10 protein-coding genes are annotated in these 19,754 nt (G+C 65.8%); 7 read left to right on the top strand and 3 right to left on the bottom strand.

Features of this window, described 5'->3' with window-relative positions; translation table 11 throughout:
- Positions 1-113: 113 nt before the first annotated feature.
- From IEV83_RS00170 to IEV83_RS00185, 4 genes are all read left to right on the top strand, one after another.
- On the top strand, positions 114-1,244 hold the full coding sequence (locus tag IEV83_RS00170) for a polysaccharide biosynthesis/export family protein (protein WP_181758252.1): 1,131 nt from the start codon (positions 114-116) through the stop codon (positions 1,242-1,244).
- Positions 1,245-1,376: 132 nt separating this feature from the next.
- The gene (locus IEV83_RS00175) at positions 1,377-2,729 is read left to right on the top strand and encodes a capsule polysaccharide biogenesis protein (protein WP_188478575.1); all 1,353 of its coding nucleotides are present in this window, start codon (positions 1,377-1,379) and stop codon (positions 2,727-2,729) included.
- A gap of 64 nt (positions 2,730-2,793) precedes the next feature.
- Positions 2,794-4,035 (top strand): capsule polysaccharide biogenesis protein, encoded by a 1,242-nt coding sequence (locus tag IEV83_RS00180; RefSeq protein ID WP_209002918.1) that lies wholly within the window; start codon positions 2,794-2,796, stop codon positions 4,033-4,035.
- On the top strand, positions 4,032-5,705 hold the full coding sequence (locus tag IEV83_RS00185) for a capsular polysaccharide export protein, LipB/KpsS family (protein WP_181758254.1): 1,674 nt from the start codon (positions 4,032-4,034) through the stop codon (positions 5,703-5,705). The genes IEV83_RS00180 and IEV83_RS00185 overlap by 4 nt, the downstream gene beginning before the upstream one ends.
- A 46-nt stretch (positions 5,706-5,751) precedes the next feature.
- Here the strand turns inward: IEV83_RS00185 and IEV83_RS00190 are convergent, their stop codons facing one another.
- The 3 genes from IEV83_RS00190 to galE all read right to left on the bottom strand — a co-directional run bounded on the left by IEV83_RS00190 (position 5,752) and on the right by galE (position 16,017).
- On the bottom strand, positions 5,752-7,140 hold the full coding sequence (locus tag IEV83_RS00190) for an aminotransferase class I/II-fold pyridoxal phosphate-dependent enzyme (protein ID WP_181758255.1): 1,389 nt from the start codon (positions 7,138-7,140) through the stop codon (positions 5,752-5,754).
- On the bottom strand, positions 7,137-14,726 hold the full coding sequence (locus IEV83_RS00195) for a type I polyketide synthase (RefSeq protein WP_181758256.1): 7,590 nt from the start codon (positions 14,724-14,726) through the stop codon (positions 7,137-7,139). The genes IEV83_RS00190 and IEV83_RS00195 overlap by 4 nt, the downstream gene beginning before the upstream one ends.
- A gap of 283 nt (positions 14,727-15,009) precedes the next feature.
- A complete protein-coding gene (galE, locus tag IEV83_RS00200) occupies positions 15,010-16,017 on the bottom strand; it encodes a UDP-glucose 4-epimerase GalE (protein WP_181758257.1) in 1,008 nt (335 codons plus the stop codon).
- 415 nt (positions 16,018-16,432) lie between these two features.
- On the opposite strand from galE, the gene IEV83_RS00205 reads away from it, so the two are divergent.
- From IEV83_RS00205 to cysD, 3 genes are all read left to right on the top strand, one after another.
- Positions 16,433-17,749 (top strand): UDP-glucose dehydrogenase family protein, encoded by a 1,317-nt coding sequence (locus IEV83_RS00205; protein ID WP_181758258.1) that lies wholly within the window; start codon positions 16,433-16,435, stop codon positions 17,747-17,749.
- A 48-nt stretch (positions 17,750-17,797) separates the two neighbouring features.
- Positions 17,798-18,616 carry a 3'(2'),5'-bisphosphate nucleotidase CysQ gene (cysQ, locus tag IEV83_RS00210; RefSeq protein WP_181758259.1) on the top strand — a complete coding sequence of 273 codons (819 nt, stop codon included), beginning with the start codon at positions 17,798-17,800 and terminating at the stop codon, positions 18,614-18,616.
- A 153-nt stretch (positions 18,617-18,769) separates the two neighbouring features.
- Positions 18,770-19,744 carry a sulfate adenylyltransferase subunit CysD gene (gene cysD / locus IEV83_RS00215; protein WP_371873378.1) on the top strand — a complete coding sequence of 325 codons (975 nt, stop codon included), beginning with the start codon at positions 18,770-18,772 and terminating at the stop codon, positions 19,742-19,744.
- Positions 19,745-19,754: the final 10 nt, after the last annotated feature.

Raw genomic sequence — 19,754 nt, forward strand, 5'->3', positions numbered from 1 at the left:
AGCCACCGATGGAGCGTCCGGTGGCTTGTAACGTTCTTGGACTCGCGCCTCGCGCGGTGGTAACAGGATGCATCCGCGCGAGGGGCTGCGGACAAAGTGCGAATGGGATCTGGATGCGGTTTCTTCTTGTTGCGATCTGTGCATCTTTCCTGACGGGCTGCGGGGCGCTGCCGGGGCAGGGGCCGACGGCAATCACCATCACCTCCGAGGATATCGAGGGCGATGCGATCCGCTCGCAATATGCGCTGATCAACGTGGACCGGAAAGCGGTCAACGCCATCCACGCCTATCGTCCGGAATTGTTTTCCAAGAGCTTTCGCAAGGTGCCCGGTGGGAGCCGGTCCAGTCGTCTGGGCATTGGCGACCGGCTGGTGGTGACCATTTGGGAGGCGGCGCCCGAAGGGCTGTTCTCCACCCCCGATGGCAAGCAGGTCTCGGTGCCGGTCGTCGTTGACGAGAACGGATACATCTTCATTCCCTATGCCGGGCGGATCCGCGTTGCCGGCCTGTCGGTCGAGGGTGTGCGCGCCGGCATTCAGGAGCGGCTGAAGGGCAAGGCGATCGAACCGCAGGTTCTGGTGGTCGTCGAGGGCAACGAAAGCAGCGGCGTGGTGGTCGTCGGCGATGTGAACAAGCCGGGCCAATACACCATGTCGGTACGCGGCATGCGGCTTCTGGAAGCGGTCGCCCGGGCGGGCGGGTCGCGCCAGGCCACCTATGAGACCGTCGTCACCGTCAAGCGGGGCCGCGGGGCGGGGACCGCGCGGCTCGTCGATCTGATCGAATACCCGGAAAACAACATCTGGCTGGTGCCCGGCGACAACATCCTGCTGACGCACAAGCCGCGCACCTTCTCCGCCTTCGGAGCGGTAAAGAGTACGCAGCTCGTGCCGTTCAAGACCGAATCGGTGACGCTGGCCGAGGGGCTCGCGCAGGTCGGCGGGCTGAAGGACTTTTTCGCCGATGCCGCCGGTATCTTCCTGTTCCGCTATGAGGACCGCGCTCTGGTGCGCAAGCTCAAGGGGCCGAGCGCCGACAAGTTCACCAGCAACCGCGTTCCGGTTGTCTACAAGCTCAATCTGCGTCAGGCCGAGGCATTTTTCCTCGCCCGCTCGCTGGAGATGCGCGACAAGGATATCATCTACGTCGCCAATCATCCGACCGCGGAATTCGGCAAGTTCCTGCAGATCATCGGCCCGCTTCTGTCGAACGTGAACACGGCCAATGCGCTGATCACCGATTAGGCGGTCGTGGCCATCGGGCCAGATTGCGGGAATGATGAACGGGTGCTGAAATAGGGACGCAAGACACGCAGGGGCGCCATGGCGCCCTGCGTCTGGCGGATGTCGGGTCGTTAGGGGGGGCAGACAAGACAGATGTCCAACGATCCATCCCCGCACACCGTTCTCTTCCTTCAGGGGCCTCCGTCGAACTTTCCGCGCATCGTTGCCGACGAGCTGGAAAAGCTTGGACACAAGACGTTTCGCATCAATCTTTCCCTGTCCGACTGGCTGTTGTGGCATGATCGACGGGCGGTGAGCTTTCGCGGCGGGCTCTCGGCCTGGCCGGCGTTTCTGAAGGCGTTTCTGCTCCGCCACCAGGTGACGGATATCGTCTATTATCAGGATCGGTTTCCTTACCATTCGGCGGCGATCGAGGTGGCCCGGGAGCTCGGCCTGCGGGTGATTGCCTATGAGAATGGCTACCTGCGTCCCGACTGGATCACGGCGGAGCGGGTGGGCATGTCGGTCCGCTCCCAGTTCCCGGCCGATCCCGGTGCGATTCTTGCCGCCGCGCGCGACTTGCCGCCCATCGATCTCACGGTGCGTTACCGGCATCCCTTTCCGCTGGAGGCCACCCATGAGGTGGCATTCCACCTGATCAATTTCTTCGTGCGTGCCTTTTATCCCCGGTTCGAGGCGGACAAGTATTACAGCCCGTTGTTCGAATATCTGTCGATGCTGCCACGGCTCCTGTTTTCCCGGCGTCGGGACCGGATCGCCAAAATTCTGATCGACGACGTGATCGAATCCGAAGCGCCCTATTTCGTCTTTGCTCTTCAGCTTCAGAGCGATTACCAGCTTCGCTACAATGCTCCGTTCCCGCATCTGGCCGATGCGCTCGAAAAGACGATTGCCTCTTTCGCGCAGCATGCGCACCCGGTGGCGCAGCTCGTGGTCAAGGTTCACCCGATGGATCAGGGCATCGAGCCCTGGGGGCGGATCGTGCGGCAGTTGGCGCGCAAGTATCGGGTGAAGCGGCGCGTGCATCTGGTCGATGGCGGGCATCTGGTGACCTTGCTTCAGCATGCCAGCGGCGCGTTGATGGTCAACAGCACCACCGGTTTGCACGCCGTCGATCTCGGCTGTCCGGTGAAGATCCTTGGCGCGGCGATCTATGATTTGCCTGGGCTGACCTGTCAGTTGCCACTCGATCAGTTCTGGCGCAATCCGCAGGCGCCGGACGAGGAGGTTCTGGAGGCCACGCAGCGGCTGCTGGGGCATACCATCCAGATTCAGGGCAGTTTCTATTCCCGCGCCGGCAAGCAGGCGGCGGCCCGGGAATTCGCCGCCCGGCTCGGCGCCGGTCGGATCAATGGCCCCGGAGGCTGGGTGGAGCCGCCGCCACGGGAGGAAAAGGCCCGGGCCATGGGCTTGCCGCTGACCTACAGCGAGGAAATGGCCGTGCGTGGCAAGGTCGGACGGTGGCGTCGTGCCTGGCGCGGGTGAGGGCCAGTCCCCGGCCGGGGCGACACGGCAGCCGGTTCGGCGGTTTCTGTTTCTGCAAGGGCCGTTGTCGCCACTTTTTCGGCGGATCGGCGCCCGGCTCACCGAGGCCGGGCATGAGGTGCGCCGTATCAATTTCTGCCCCGGCGACTGGTTGCACTGGCATGGGCGTGGCACCATCAGCTATCGTGGGAGGAGCGCGGACTGGCCAGCCTTCATCGCCGGGTATCTGGCAGAGCATGGCATCACCGATCTGGTGGTGCACGGCGACACGCGGCCCTATCACCGGGCGGCGGTGCGGGCGGCTGAGGATCTTGGCATTTCAGTGGCCGCCACCGAACTGGGCTATCTGCGGCCCGGCTGGATGACCATTGAACGTGGCGGCCTTTCCACCCTCAGCCGCTTTCCCGATACCGCCGACGCAATCCGCGCCGCCGCGCATGCCGCCGGGACCGTTGACCTTACGCCGCGCTACCCCGGCTCTTTCGCGCTGGAAGCCTGGCAGGATGTCTCCTACCATCTGCCGAATGTGCTCCTGGGATTTCTCTACCCGGGCTACCGGCGCCACACGCCGCTGCATCCGGTCGTCGATTACAGCCGCTGGCTGTTGCGGCTTGCCGGCGCGCGGCGGCGAAAAGCGCGCGCGGTCCGGCGCCAGAAGGCGCTGGCGGATGGGAAAGGGCCGCTGTTTCTGCTGCCTTTGCAGGTGGAGGGGGATTATCAGATCCTCGCCCATTCGCCCTTCGCCACGATGGCGGAGGCGCTGGAGCGGATCATGACCTCCTTCGCCGCCCACGCCCCGGCGGATGCCCGGCTCGTTGTCAAATCGCACCCGCTGGACAATGGCCATCGCGACTGGCAGCGCTGTGTCACCGAGCTCGCCCGTCGGTTGGGGCGAGAGGACAGGGTGGTGTTTCTCGATGGCGGTGCGCTGCCGGAGCTGCTGCGCCGGGCAGCGGGGCTCGTCACCGTGAATTCCTCCGCCGGGCTGGAGGCCTTGCGAGCCGGGGTGTCCGTGAAAACGATGACCCCGGCGCTCTATGATGTCGCGGGATTGACCCATCAGGGCGAGCTGGACGGATTCTGGTCAGCGCCCGAGGCGCCCGACAGTGCGCTCCTTGCCGATTTCGTCACCGCCATTGCCGCCAGCCTTCAGGTGCGCGGCTCGATCCACAACCGCGCCGGGCTCGATGCGGCGGTCGACGGCATGGCGGCGCGCATTCTGACCCAGACGCTCAACGCGCCGGCCAAACCGGTGGAACCGCCACCGCGTCTTGCGCGGGCCCGGGCCCTCGGGGTGCCGTTGTGAGCGCGCCGATCTGGCTGGCCGACCCGGTGTTGCGACCGATGCGCAAGGCCCTTTCCGCCTGCCTTGGCGCGCCGGTCGACGCCAACCGCCACCCGCCCGCTTTTTGCGGCGGTATCCTTGTGGCCTTCGCCAGTCCGGCCTTTGAACGCTGGCGGATGATGGCGCTGGAACGGTCCCTTCCGCTCATTCTCGCTGATGCCGCACCGATGGTGGCGGGGCATGCCTTGCCTGCCTCCGCCTTTCCGCTAAAGGGCATGGTCCGGCTCAGTTTGGCCGAGGTGCCAAGGACCGTGCTGACGGAAACGATGGACGCCGATGCGGCGCTGATCGGCGCCTTGCGGGCGGCCGGGGAGGCGCAGGCGATGGTCTCGCCGGCGACCTTGTCCGAGGCGGATGTCTGGCGTTTCGATGCGCTGGAACGGGCGTTGCAGCGGCTCGGCGGGGAACCGGCGGGCGAGCCACAGCAGGCCGGGCTGCACGGCGCGCTGATGGCCGCGTCTTTCGTTTATCCCAGCCCTTATGACCGCAAGACGTGCCTGTCTGCCGTTCACATGCAGCACGCTCTGAACGCCGCGCTGCGCCGCGACCGGCTGGCGGATCGCCGCGGGCATTGTTTCGGCGTGAAATCCTGGAACCAGGCTGCCGTGCGCGCGGCTTTCGGAGCGCCGGGGCTGGAGGTTGTCATGGAGCGCTCAGCGGCGGAGGCGGTGGCCGGCGCTCGTCGCGATGGCGGCCGCGTGCTTGCCTGGGCCGGGCAGGTGAACGCGGATCTGATCGACCGCGCCCGAGCCGAGGAGATCGAACTCTGGCGTATTGAAGACGGGTTCCTGCGCTCCGTCGGTCTCGGCGCCGGCCTCGCCCGAGGCGCGTCCTTCGCCTATGACGATACGGGTGTCTATTTCGATGCGCGCGGCGCGAGCCGCATGGAACGGCTGCTGCAGGAGCGGAGCCTTCAACCGCATGAGGTGGCCCGCGCCCGTGCGCTGCTGCGGTGCATCGTCGAGGCGGGCCTGTCGAAGTACAACATCGCCGGCCGCCGGTCGCTGCCGGCCTTGCCTTCGGACAGGGAGGTGATTCTGGTGCCGGGTCAGGTCGCCGACGATGCCGGCGTGCACCGCTCGTTGTCCGACGTGATCGACTGCGAGCGCGTTGCCAACATCAATCTGGAGCTGTTGCGCTGCGTGCGTGACCGCAACCCGCAGGCGCATATCCTCTACAAACCGCATCCGGATGTGGATGCACGCTTGCGGGCCGGACGGTTGTCAGCCTCGGAGTTGTCGGGCCTTGCCGATGATGTGGTTGCCGGCTGCGACCTGGGAGAGCTGTTGCGCGCCTGCTCCCGGGTCGAGACGTTTTCCTCCCTGACCGGCTTCGAGGCGTTGCTGCGCGGCAAGCCGGTGACGGTCTACGGTATGCCGTTCTATGCGGGCTGGGGCCTGACGCAGGATCTCAGCCGATGCGCCCGTCGGACCCGGCGCCTTGATCTGGAGACCCTGGTGCATGTGGCCTTCATCGACTATCCGCTGAGTGTCGATCCGGTGTCCCTGAAGCCTTGCGGTCCGGAATTCCTGATCGAGCGGCTGCAGCAGCAGCGCGGCGATGCCCGCTATCGCTTGCGCCAGCGGGTGCGGCAGGAGCTATCCTGGCTGGGGCGCAAACTGGGGCTCTGAGGCGGGGTGAAAGGGGGCGTGCGGTTGCGGTCAGGGGGAGGCGAGATCAGTCCCGGGCGCTTTTGACGAGTGAGCCAAAGCCGACATTCTGCTCGCGCAACAGCGCCAGTTCCTCGGCGGTGGCCGCAACCGCCCGGTCGATCTGCGCATCGCTGTGCTCGCTGGTGATGAAGAAGCGAAGCCGCGCCGATTTCTCCGCCACCGCCGGAAAGACGATCGGCAGCGCGTTGATTCTGCGTTTCAGCAACCGGTTGGAAAGCGTTGCCGCGCCGATGGAATCGCCGACAATGACGGGAATGACGCTGTAGCCGGCGCTGTTTCCGGTATCGAGACCGGCGGCGCGCGCGCGGGTGAGAAAACGCTGGCCGTTGGCCGCGAGCCGCGCCACCCGTTCCGGCTCCTGCTCCAGGATTTCCGCCGAGGCGAGGGCGGCGGCGGCCAGCGGCGGTGCCAGCCCGACGGAAAAGACGAAGCCCGGCGCGGTGGCCCTCAGATAATCGCACAGGGCCTTTGAGCCGGCGATATAGCCGCCACAGGCCGACAGGGTCTTCGACAGGGTGCCCATCCACATCTCGACCGTGTTTGGGTCGATGCCGAAATGCTCGGCGATCCCCTTGCCGGTCTTGCCGAGGACGCCGAAGGAATGGGCTTCGTCCACCAGCAGCCAGGCGCCGAACTCCTGTTTCAGGCGGATCAGTCGGGGCAGGTCGGGGAAATCCCCATCCATGCTGTAAATGCCTTCCACGGCGATCAGCACGTTTTCGTAGCGGTGCCGGTTGTCGATCAGCAGCTTTTCCAGCGCGTCGAGATCGTCATGGGGGAAGTTCTTGCGTGCGGCACCGGACAGGCGCGCGCCCTCACTGATCGAGTTGTGCACCAGCGCATCGGTCAGGACCAGGTCGCCTTCGCCGAGCAGGTGACCGATGGTTGTCACATTGGTGGCATGACCGCTGACCATGACCACCGCGTCCTCGACGCCGTGCAGCCGGGCAAGGGCTGCCTCCAGCGCGCCATGCACCGGGCGCTCGCCCGCCACCACCCGGCTGGCGGAGGCGCTGGTGCCGTAGGTGCGGATCGCCGCTTCCGCCGCTGCGTTGACGCGCGGATCACCGGTCAGGCCGAGGTAGTTGTAGGAGGAGAAGTTGTCGTGCTCGGTGCCGTGCAGGACGCTGGTTGCGCCAGCGACCCCCTCATGGGGCTGAAAGAACGGATTGTCGAGGCCGATCATGTCCGCCGCCGCCCGGTGCATGCGGAGCTGCCGCACGGGCGCCAGCTCCGAGAAGTCGAAGGCGCCGGGCTTGTGTGCTGAGGCGGCCGGAGTGGACGGAGACGCGGCTGGTGCGGTGCTGCGCTGACGTGCGGATTTGTGTCCGGCGCGCAAATTCGCCACCAGCTTGTCGCGCTTGGTGCCGGACGGTTTGCGCGCGTCGGTCACAGCAGGGACCTCACGTCCTTGCTCCGCGCTTCCACCTTCGCCGCCACATCGGCCAGCGCCTCCTTGTCCGCAAGGGCTTCCTCGCCAAGATGCTGCTGCGAGGTTGCCCGGGCATCGGCGGACAGTCCTGCGTCCGCGTCCCCGTCGCCGGACATCGCCTGATCGGCGATCCGACCGGCCATGTCCTGGAGTGTTGCCCCGTTGGCAAGCGACATCAGCGGAATGTCGATGCCGAACTGGCGCTCCGCGGCCATCCGCAGCTCCAGCGCCATCAGCGAATCCATGCCGACCTCCGCCAGAGGCCGCGCGGCGTCGATCTCCTCCCGGCCGATACGCAGGATCCGGGCGATCTCGACCGCGAGCAAATCGCTGATCCTGGCAATCGCCTGCGGCCGATCGAGGCCGGACAGAAGCTCGGCAAGGTCAACGGCCGCGCCTTCTCCGGAGCGGTCGTCGGCCTCGCCAAGGCCGAGCCGTTCGGCAAAGGGAGTGGCCAGGAGGGCCAGATCGCGCCGGGCCGCCGCCCAGTCGATGCGGGCAAAGCCGGGCGCGGCGTCATCCTGCTGCTCCGGCGGCAGGGACATCAGCACAACGAGCGCATCGAGCGCCTCGCGCGCGGTCAGGGCATGGCGCCCCAGCTTGCGCGCCAGCTTGTCGCCGACCTCATCGTTGCGGGCGAGATAACCGGCGTCGGAAATGGCACCCCAAGCAATGGCGAGGCCGGGATGTCCGGCGGCGCGGCGACGGCGCACGAGCCCTTCCAGATAGCCATTGGCCGCAACGTAATTCGCCTGTCCCGGATTGCCGACCAGGGTGGTCGCCGAGGAAAACAGCACGAAATGGGCGAGCGGATCGTCCCGGGTCAGCCGGTCGAGCAGGTCCGCGCCGCGCACCTTCGGCGCCAGCACCGCATCGAGCGCCGCGCGGTCGAGATTGGCCAGTAGCGTATCCTTCAGCACCATCGCCGTGTGGAACACGCCGCCAATCGGCCCGAGCGTGCCGCGCACGTCAGCCAGGGCGGCGGTCAGCGCCGTCTCGTCGGTGACGTCGCAGGCGTGCCCGGCAAGCGTGACGCCGCGTCCGGCCATTTCGGCGATCAGCGCCTCGGCACCCGGCGTTTCGGCCCCGCGCCGCGACAGAACCGCGATCTTGCGGGCACCGACATCGGCAAGGCGGCGGATCAGCTCCGCACCAAAGCCGCCGAAGCCGCCGACCACCACCTGCACGGTTTCCGCTTGGAGGGAAACAGGCGCGACCGGTTCTGCCGGTGCGCTCACCCGCGGCGGTTGCAGCACCAATTTGCCGATATGGCCGGCCTGCTGCATCAGCCGGAAGGCGCCCACCGCGTCATCGGCCGGGAAGGTGCGATAGGGCAGCGGGGCAAGTTCGCCAGCGGCGAACAGCGCCATCAACTCCTGCATCACCTTTTGTGCCAGCACGGGCTGGTGGATCAGCAACTGGTCGGCGTCGATGCCGAAATAGCTGAGGTTCTGGCGGAACGGCCTGAGGCCGATATGGGTGTTGGCGTAGTAGTCCCGCTTGCCCAGTTCGAGGAACCGTCCGAACGGCTTCAGCACGTCGATGCTGCGTTCCATTGCCTCGCCGGAGAGCGAGTTCAGCACCACCTCCACACCGGCGCCGTCGGTGATTTCCATCACCGCATCGGCGAAGTCGAGTGAGCGGGAATCAAGCACATGATCGACGCCGAGATGGGTCAGGAAGCTGCGCTTCTCGTCGCTGCCGGCGGTCGCGATCACCGTCGCGCCGATATGCCGGGCGATCTGGAAGGCGGCCAATCCGACGCCGCCGGCGCCGCCATGGATGAGGATGGTCTCGCCCGGTTGCAACTGCGCAAGACGGGTGAGGGCGTAGAAGGTCGTCAGGAACGCCACCGGGATGGTCGCGGCGGCCTCGGCCGGGATCCCCTCGGGCGCTGCGGCGCAGCCGGTTTCCGCGACCTGCACATGACTGGCGAAACAGGCTGGAGCAAAGGCGATCACCCGATCCCCGACCGCAAAGCGGGTGGCCTCGGGACCGCAGGCAACGACCCGACCACAGCATTCCATGCCCAGCGTCGCGCCGGCAAAACCGTCTTCCAGCGCTTCTTCGGGAAGCAGTCCGAGCGCCCACATCACATCGCGGAAGTTCAGGCCGCTGGCCTCCACCGCAATTTCCACATCCGCGCCGCGTGGTGGCGTGCGGGTCGTCTCCTGCCATTCCAGCCGGTCGAGGGAGCCCTGGCCGGCGATCTCAAGACGCATGGCCGGTGCGCCGGCGGGCGTGCCGCCAGCACGGGGCGGCAAGGCAATCCCGGCATCAAGGCGCAGGCCAAGCCGCGTGTCGCCGGTCAGAATGATTTCGCGCTCATCGTCCTCCTGCAGCACCTCACGCGCCAGACGTAGCGCGGCATTGCTGGCTTCCAGATGCGCGTCGATGTCGATTAGCTTGAGGTTCAGCGACGGGTATTCGTTGAGCGCCACCCGGGCGTAGGTCCAGATCGCCGCCTGAACCGGATCGGCGGCGCGCCGCGCGCCGTGGGGGGCGACTATGGTGAGAGGGAGGTTGAGCGCCGAAAGCTGGCGCAGCAAGAGGGTCAGCGCCCAGCTTCGCGCACTGACGGCTGCCGCATCGTCGCCGCCGTGAAGATACGCCCCCTGCAGATGCACGACCCCGGCCTGTGCGGCGCTGGAGAGATCGTCATCTTCAGCCAGCGCTTGCGGGTCTGACGGGTCCAGCTGCCATTCGTTGGGCGCGAGACGACAGGTTTCCGGCCCCAGAACGGCCAGCGCGGCCTCGACGCCGTGGCGCGACAGGGTCTCGCGCAGGGCGCTGGCCACCGCTCGACTCTGTCCGTCGGCATCGCACAAAAGCAGCATCCGCCGGCGCGGCGCATCCTCTGAGGCCTCGGCGGCAGGTTCAGCGGCGGGGACGATCCGGGCAATCTCGTCGGCATGGGCGAGGATCAGGTTCGCCTCTACCAGATCGGTTGCGAGCGGCGCGCTTTCCATCCCGCGCCAGCCGCAGGCCGCAAGGCGGTCGTTCCAGTCCGGACCGTCGCGCAGCGGCGACCGCGCCACCGCCGTATCGGTTTCACCGGACCACCAGCCGCTGCCAATGCCATTGATGAGGTCGATGCCGGCCGCCGGCACCCGCTCCACAGCGATCAGCCGGCCATCGGCGGCCATCCGCTTGCCAAGGAGGGAAAGCCTGCTGGACGCTGTCTCCGACAGAGCATCGCAGGCAAGCACCAGATCGAAGGGGCCGAGGGGGGCAAGCGCCTCCGCATCGAGCGGCGCGAAACTGGTCGTCGGATTGCCGGTCCACTGCCGCCCCAGTCGTTCGACACTGGAGGCGGTCCGGTCGGTGACCACCAGCTTCATGCGGTTGTCGTTGAGCAAGCCGGCGAGCCGGCGCGCGAGCACCGGGTCGCGCGCGCCCAGCAGGAGTACCGTCAGGGGCCGGTCTTCCGGCCAGTCGCGCGTGAGGCGCGCGGCGAGCGCCAACAGGGCACTGCGCATTGCCTCCGCCGCCGGGCTGGCGCTGCGATAGGCCTCAAGCAGCGCCGGGGCGAACAGCGCTTGCGCCGTCTCGCCCAGGCCGTCGCGCAGTACCGTGGGCAGGTCGCCCGCGAGGCGAGCAAGAAGCGCCGTCTCCGGTCCATGGGCGCTGGCTTCCTGGAACAGGGTCTGCACTAGATCGGCGATGCCGAAGTCCTCGTCCGGTGGTGCGATCTCCCAGCCGGCATCTGTCAGCCAGGCCAACTCATGGGTCGCCAGCAGGTCGAGGCACCGGGTGGCCAGCGGCATTGCGCTGTCATGCAAGGTTCCGCGCGCGATCACCTCGGCAAGGTCCAGCGGTCCGGCGACCTCGATGGCAAGCCCGTGGAAGGCATGATGAACGAGCGTGCGCGCCAGCGCATCGAGCAGCAGTGTTGCATCGTCGGGATCGAAATCCTCGCCATCCGGACGCAGAAGGTCGAGTTCGTCCGCCAGAGCGGCGATGCGCGGGACATCGGGAGCCGGCGCGTCGTCATTGCCGCGGAGCAGGCGCTGGGACACGCGGTAGAGCATCCCGTCATCGTGCGGTCCGCTGTCGAACTGCACCGCCTTGAAGCGAGCCCCCGCAAGGCGCGCCACCAGCTCTCCAGCGGCATCGAGATAGTCGAGATCGGCCAGGATCGAGCGCTGCCCCGCCCGGATGACGGTGATGCGCACGGAGGTGGGAGCGCGTTCCGGTTGGTAGAGCTTCACCGCACCGATGCGGATCGGCAGGAAGCCGGTTTTGCCATCTGCCGCCGCGTGCTCGGCCATCAGGGCGAACAGGCCGTGGAAGCCAGCGTCGGTGAGAGCCGGATGCAGAGCGAACTGAGCAGCTTCAGGCGTTGCGACTGCTGGTGTCAGGGTGGCGATCGCCATGCGCGGCCCTGCCAGTTCGACCGTTTCGACGAGCCGGAAAGAGGGGCCGTAGTCAAGGCCATGCGCACGGGTGATGGTGTAGAGCGCCTCCGCGTCAAGGCGCCTGGCCTCGGGCCGGGAGCGGGCGGCGTCGACCTTTCCGGCTCCGGCAAGGCTGCGGTAGCTGGCGCGCGCGTTCAGCGACCAGTCCGCCCCTTGCAGCCGGGGGCGGCTGAGAATCTCGATGACCCGATCGTCCGGAGACAGTCGAACAAGGGTCTCTTGCAAGCTGCGGTCGTCAAACACCAGCGGCCGCAGGATCTCCAGATCGCGGATTTCGACGTCGCCGGAGCCGGTCCACTCAAGCGCGGCGCGCAAGGCCATCTCGATGAAGCCGGTTGCCGGGAAGACCGTGGCCTCTTCCACCTTGTGGTCGGCGAGGAAGGGCAGGAGGTCCGGATCGAGGGTGTTGAACCATTCACCGGTTTCCGGCCGGAGCCGGGCGCCGGCCAGCGGCCAGAAATCGCCGAAGGCGCCGCCGATCCGTTCATCTGTGTGCTCGACGAGATGGGGGCTGTTCTGCCACGGGTAATGTGGCAGGTCCGGCAGATCTCGGCCGTTGGGGCCGATATAGGCATCGAGATCGGGGCGGGCGCCATGGGCGACAAGGCGGGCGGCGATCATGTCGATGGTGACCTCGCCGCCGTCGCGCCTGGGGGCATCGAGCGAGGTCAGAATGGCGGCGCTGTTTGTTTCTTCGCGCAGCACGTCGCGGATGTAGGTGGTCAGGATCGGCCGGGGACCGATTTCGACGATCATATCGATCTCGCCTTCGATCAGCCGCGTCAGCCCCTCTCGGAAGCGCACGGGCAGTCGGACGTTCTGCCACCAGTAGGTGGCATCGGGTGTAATCGAGTCCCGCTCCGGGAAGACGGTCGAGATGAAGGGGGGGGCAGGCGTGCGACTTTCGATCTCGCCCAGCGCCGCGCGCAATGGCTCTTCGATCGGATCGACAAGAGCGCAGTGGAACGGGTAGGCGAGGCCAAGCTTGCGGAAGGCCCAGCGGCGTTTGCGGGCAAGGGCGGCGAAGGCATCGATGCTCTCGACCGGACCGGAAAGGGTCACGCTGCGCGGGCTGTTCACCGCCGACAGCTCGATACCCGGCAGGCCGGCGTCGGCGATGGCCGCGCGGGCATCCGCCTCCGGCAGCAGCAGGGCCGCCATGGTGCCGAGGTGGCGAACCACCTCCTGCTGGGTGGAGCGGGCATGGATGATCCGCGTGGCGGTGGCCAGATCGACCATGCCGGCACACCAGGCAGCGGCGACCTCGCCAACGCTGTGGCCGATCACCGCGTCAGGGCGAAGGCCCCGCGCCTCAAGCGCGCGCACCAGGGCGACCTGCAGGCCGAACAGCAGCGGCTGGGCGATCTCCGTCCGCTCGATTTCTGCGTCGAGATCCTTGGAAAACAGCATGGTGACAAGCGACCAGCCGGAGACTGCCATGAAATGCCGGTCGGTCTCTTCCAGCGCCTCGCGGAAAGCGGCATCGCCCCGGTAGGCGGACTGGCCCATGCCGGCCCACTGCGAGCCGTTGCCGGCAAAGGCATAGGCAAGACCCCGGGCGCGTGGATTGGCCTTGCCTTCGATCAACCCGGGGGCGCTGTCACCGTGCGCATGCGCTTCAAGGGCCGCGCGTTTGTCGGCGGCGGTCTCGCCCAATATCACCAGCCGGTGGTCGAGCAGGTCGCGGCGCCGGGCGGCCGCGTCGAGCAGCGGGCCGACCGTTTCGGTCTTCTCCGCGTGCTCAAGTGCCTCGGCATAGCGGGCGGCCAGGTCACGCAAGGCAGCCTGACTGCGCGCGGAAATCACTAGCGGCGCTGTGTCGGGAACATCGCTTTGCGGCGGGCGGATCGGGTCCCCTTCTGCGATCACCGTATGCGCATTGGTGCCGCCGAAGCCGAAGGAGTTGATCCCAGCGAGCCGGCCCACTCCGGGGGTGTCAAGGGCAAGGGGTGCGCCCGCGACCGACAGGTTGAGCGCCTCGAAATCGATATTCGGATTCGGCGTATCGAAATGGAGGGAACGCGGCAGCTGCCGGTGTTGCAGGGCCAGGATCGACTTGAGGACACCGGCAAGGCCCGAGACCGGCTCCAGATGGCCGATGTTGGTCTTGACCGATCCGATTGGCACCGGCGTCTGGCGACGCTGGCCGATGGCAACGCCCAGTGCGTTGGCCTCAGCCGGATCTCCCACCGGCGTGCCGGTGCCATGCGCCTCGATGAAGGCAAGATCTTCGGGGGAAATGTCGAAGTCGCGGTAGATGGAGTGCAGCAGGGCGGCCTGTGCCTGCGAGCAGGGCAGGGAAAGGCCCGTGGTGCGGCCATCCGCGTTGATGCCGCTGGCAATGATGCGGGCGTGGCGCTTCAGAATGGCGGCGTCGTCCCGCTGCAACACCAGGGCGACCGCGCCTTCGGAGCGCACGTATCCATCACCATTGGCATCGAAAGCCCGGCACAGGCCGTTTTGCGACAGCATGGAGGCGCGGGCGAAGCCGATGAAGGAGAACGGGCTGAGCAACAGGTTGACGCCGGCGACGATGGCGGTCTCGATCTGCCCGCTTTCAAGGGCGCTGACCGCCTGATGCAGGGCCACCAGCGACGAGGAGCAGGCCGTGTCGAGGGTGAAGCTTGGTCCGCGCAGGTCGAAAATGTAGGAAATGCGGTTGGAGACGATCGACAGGGTGTTGCCGGTCATCATCTGAACATCGACGATCGGCAGGTCGAACAGCAGCCGGTGATGATAGTCGAGGGCGGAGGCCCCCACATAGACGCCAGTGTTGGTCCCGGCCAGCTCCGACGGCTTCAGGCCGGCATGCTCGATGGCTTCCCAGACCACTTGCAGCAGCAGCCGTTGCTGTGGGTCGATCTGCGCCGCTTCGCGCGGGGAAATTCCAAAGAATCCGGGATCGAACCCCCAGACATCGTCAATCTGGCCGGCAGCGAAGGTGAAGCTTCTGCCAGCGGTATTCGGCCGGGGATGAAAGAACCGGCGCTTGTCGAAGCGATCCTCGGAGATCTCGCCGACCGAACAGCGTCCCTCGGTGAGCAGCGACCAGAATTCGTCCGGCGTTGAGGCGCCGGGCAGGCGCGCGGCGAATCCGGTAATCGCAGTGTTATGGGCACGTAGCGACATAAAAATCTTCCAGCTCAATGCCTGTGACTTAAGACAAGTAGCTGGCGAATGATACTGTTATGTAAAAATGCCGCGCGTTTTCCACGGAGTTGGCTTCTCAAAGTCATCGTTGGGTCGGTAAATTTCACAGGTGGGCGTTTAGCCACGCGAGGCTTTGCCTCTACGTCAGCACCTTGGACGTTCGCTGCGGTGGCGTGACTGTGGGGGCTTTTACTCGCGTCGGTGACGAGTTTCTGTCCTGCGTGTGCGAAGGGTTGCATGCCCCTCCTTTTGCGGAGGGACTTCAAGAAACCCCTTCCTGGGCACCCATGTTGCGTTGGGCGAGATGTTTTTCCCAGTCGAGCGCATGCTGGACGATCAGATCGAGATCGGCGTATTGCGGCTGCCAGTCGAGTTTTTCAAGGATGGCGGTATTGTCGGCGATGACACGCGGGGAATCACCCACTCTGCGTTGTCCCAGCTGGATCGGGAAGTCGTTGCCGGACAGCCGCTTTACGGCGTCGATCACCTCATACACGGAGTAGCCGTGGCCATAACCGCAATTGAGCGTAAAGCTCTCCGGCTTGATGCGCAGGTGCTGCAGTGCCAGATAGTGGGCATTCACGAGATCGGACACATGGATGTAGTCGCGCAGGGCGGTGCCGTCGGCGGTGTCGTAGTCGGTGCCGAAGACGCTCATGCCCGGGCGTTTTCCGGTTGCCGCCTCGCAAGCCACCTTGATCAGGTGGGTCGCACCATCGGTTGATTGTCCGGTGCGTTGGTGGGGGTCGGCGCCCGCCACATTGAAATAGCGCAGCGCAACATAGTGTAACGCACCGGTCGCTGCGATGTCGCGCAGCATCTGCTCGATCATCAGCTTCGACGTGCCATAGGGGGAGAGGGGGGCAAGAGGGGTATCCTCGGCCACCGGAGCCTCTTCCGGAGCGCCATAGAGGGCGGCGGTGGAGGAGAAGATCAGTCGATTGATCCCGGCCTTGAGGCAGTGGTCGACAAGCGCGAGCGTGGCGCAGGTGTTGTTGCGATAGTATTTGATCGGGTCGGCGACGGATTCAGGGACCACCACCGATCCGGCGAAATGGATCACGGCCTCGATGTCATGCGCGTTGGTGATCCGTTCGATGATGGCCGGATCGTCGATGTCGCCGCGCACGAAATGCGCTTGCCCGGCGATCGCCCATTCATGTCCGGTGCACAGGTTGTCGAGGACCACCACATCTTCGCCAGCGTCGAGCAATGTCCAGACCATATGGCTGCCGATATAGCCGGCGCCGCCGGTGACCAAGATCGCCATGGGGTGTCCTCCTGCCTGCTTGGGTCGCTGCGCGATGGTTGAAGTCTAGCACAACCTGTATGGGTAGGCGTCAATGTCTTGCCGTTTGTGACAATTCAATAGTCGCTCCCCTACTTTCGGATGATCTGCGACTATCTTCGGTGGAAAGCTGCCAGAACCGAATCCCGGGTTGACAAACCGTTTGGCGCGGAACACCAAGGCGAAGATTTCGCAACGGGCGCTATCGGCAGAGGCAAAATATCGTGGAGCTTGTCTCCAACCAGAACGGGTCAGGCGTGGAAGCTGTCTCTGTGTGGGCCCAGGCGGGGCCACGGGACCCTCGACAATCCGCCAGCGCGCTGCCGCGCGCCGAGAGTATCCAGAACAGATCGCAACGCCCCGTTGAGCGGGGTCATGTCAGGACACAGGAGTTGTCATGCGTATTGCCATGATCGGAACGGGGTATGTCGGGCTCGTTTCCGGTGTTTGTTTCTCCGAGTTCGGGTTCGATGTGACCTGTGTGGATATCGATGCGGACAAGATTGCCAGGCTGAACAACAAGGAAATTCCGATCTACGAGCCGGGGCTGGATGCGCTGGTGGAGCGGAATCTGGAAGCGGGACGGCTTGCTTTCACCACCGATCTGGAAGGCGCTGTTGCTGCCGCCAATGTGGTGTTCATCGCCGTGGGGACCCCCTCCCGGCGCGGCGATGGCGAAGCCGACCTGACCTACGTCTTTGATGCTGCGCGGCAGGTCGCCCGGGTGATGACGCCGGGCACCGTCGTGGTGATCAAGTCGACCGTCGTGGTGGGGACCTGCCGCAAGGTGGCTCAGATCATTCGTGAGGAACGCCCGGACACGGAGTTCTCGATTGCCTCCAATCCGGAATTCCTGCGCGAAGGCTCGGCGATCGAGGACTTCATGCGCCCGGACCGGGTGGTGGTCGGCGCGGAGGATGAGCGTGCCGAAGAAGCGCTGCGCCGGCTCTATCGGCCGCTGTATCTGCGCGAGACGCCGATTCTCGTCTCGACGCTGGAAAACGCGGAGCTGACCAAATACGCGGCCAATGCCTTCCTGGCGCTGAAGATTACCTTCATCAACGAGATCGCCAACCTGTGCGAGCAGGTCGGTGCCGACGTGCAGAAAGTGGCCAGTGGCATCGGCCTCGACAACCGCATTGGCGGCAAGTTCCTGCATGCGGGGCCGGGTTTCGGCGGGTCCTGCTTTCCCAAGGATACGTCCGCGCTGGCCGCGACCGGGGCCCGCCACGGTGCGCCGCTGCGTCTGGTGGAAACCACCATCGAGGTGAACGAGGCGCGCAAGCGCGACATGGCAACGCGGATCCTGACGGCGCTGGGGCCTGAGACGACCGGCAAACGGGTCGGCATTCTCGGCATTGCCTTCAAGCCCAATACCGACGATGTGCGCGATGCGCCGTCGCTGGTGATCGTCCCGGCCCTGCAGGCGGCGGGCGTCGAGGTCGTCGCGCACGATCCGGAAGCGCGCGAGCAGGCCGAACCGCTGCTGCCGGGTGTTATCTGGTGTGACAACCCCTATGACGTGGCAAACGATGTGGACGTTCTGGCGGTGGTGACCGAATGGAACCTTTATCGCGGTCTGGCACCTGAGGAACTGGCGACGCGGATGCGTGGTCGGTCGGTGATCGACATGCGCAACATCTGGGCGGGGCCAGACGTCGAGGCCGCTGGCCTCAGCTACCAGGGGATCGGCAAGCCGGCGGCGAAGGGCTGACCTTCGCTTTGCCGGAAGGTGTGTTCGAACAAGGAAAGAGCGGTGATCATGTCCCCCCAATTGGACTGTCTGCGGCGGATCGGCGAGGATGCCGGAGCCTTGATCCTGTCCTACTACCGGGGCGGCGTCGAGGTTGAGCGCAAGAGCGACGACAGCCCGGTCACCGAGGCGGACCGGCGGGCGGAGGCGTTGATTCTGTCGCGTTTGGCGGAGGAATTCCCCGGCATTCCGATGATCGCCGAGGAGGCCGCCGCCGCCGGCAAGCTGCCGCATATCGGCGAACGCTTCTTCCTGATCGATCCGCTGGACGGCACCCGCGAGTTCATCGGCGGGCGCGGAGATTTTACCGTGAATATCGCTCTCATCGACAACGGGCGTCCGGTCATGGGGCTGGTGCACGCGCCCGCTCATGAGAAAACCTTCGTGGGCAGCATCGAGGATGGCGCCTTCCTGTCGCGCGCGGGGGAAGGGGAGATGCGCCGCATCCGGACCCGGATGGCGGATCTCGAGGCCCTGACGGCGGTGGCAAGCCGCTCCCACCGCTCCGAGCGCACCGATCTGTTGCTGGATACGCTCGCCGTGTCTCAGCGCGTCAATGTGGGCTCGTCCCTGAAGTTCTGCCTGGTCGCGCAGGGCGAAGCCGACTTCTATCCCCGCTTCAGCCGGACCATGGAGTGGGACACGGCGGCCGGGCATGCGGTCCTGGTGGCCGCTGGTGGTTGCCTTGCCGGACTTGATGGCGGTGTCTTCGCCTATGGCAAGCGCAATCAGACCGATGATGCGGATTTCGCCAATCCGGGCTTTCTCGCCGCCGGCGATCCGCGCATCATCGATCAGGCCACGCCTCACATCGGCGCCGATCTCTGACCACTGAAGCTGAATGACAGAGATTTTTTAATCTCCGGCATTTGTCCGCAATCCTGTTCCTCGCACATCCCCCGCCTTGCGCCTTAAGTCAGGAGAGAAGGGACGGCGCTGAGCCGTCCCGACAAGGTTCCTGTCGGGGCCGGGCGTTGCCGCATGTCGCGGATGGCCCGCACGGCGAAGGCCACACGCGAAAAAGCGCGCGTGGAGAGCGAGGGTCAGATCGTGTCGAACAGACGAAGCCATCTTCAGCGTCTGGAAGCTGAATCCATCCGTATCCTGCGCGAGGTCGTGGCCGAGATGAAAAATCCGGTCATGCTCTATTCGATCGGCAAGGATTCCAGCGTCATGCTGCATCTGGCGCGCAAGGCCTTTTATCCGGCGCCGCCGCCGTTCCCGCTGCTGCATGTGGACACCACCTGGAAGTTCCGGGAGATGATCAGCTTTCGCGACCAGATGGCCGCCGAGGCCGGGATGCGGCTCTTGACCCACACCAATGCGCAAGGTGTGGCGGAAGGGGTCAATCCGTTCGATCACGGTTCGTCCTACTACACCCAGGTCATGAAGACCGATGCGCTGAAACAGGCGCTCGACCGGTTCGGTTTCGACGCGGCCTTTGGCGGTGCCCGGCGCGATGAGGAAAAGTCCCGGTCAAAGGAGCGGGTCTTCTCGTTCCGCTCCGCCGCCCATGGCTGGGATCCGAAGAACCAGCGTCCGGAGCTCTGGTCGATCTTCAACACCCGGGTGAAGCCGGGCGAGTCCATGCGCGTCTTCCCCTTGTCCAACTGGACCGAGCTGGACATCTGGCAATACATCCGCACCGAGAACATCCCGATCGTGCCGCTGTATTTCGCCAAGGAACGGCCGGTGGTCCAGCGTGACGGCGCGCTGGTGATGGTCGACGACGACCGCCTGCCGCTGCACCCCGGCGAGATGCCGCAGATGCGCCGGATCCGGTTCCGTACCCTTGGCTGCTATCCGCTGACGGCTGCGGTGGAATCCGATGCCGATACGCTCGATGACATCGTCACCGAAATGCTGATCGCCCGCACCTCCGAACGCTCGGGCCGGCTGATCGACCACGACGAAGCCGCTTCGATGGAAAAGAAGAAGCGCGAAGGCTATTTCTGAGGACCATGAC

This window comes from Stappia taiwanensis (genome assembly GCF_014635285.1).
Taxonomy (GTDB): domain Bacteria; phylum Pseudomonadota; class Alphaproteobacteria; order Rhizobiales; family Stappiaceae; genus Stappia; species Stappia taiwanensis.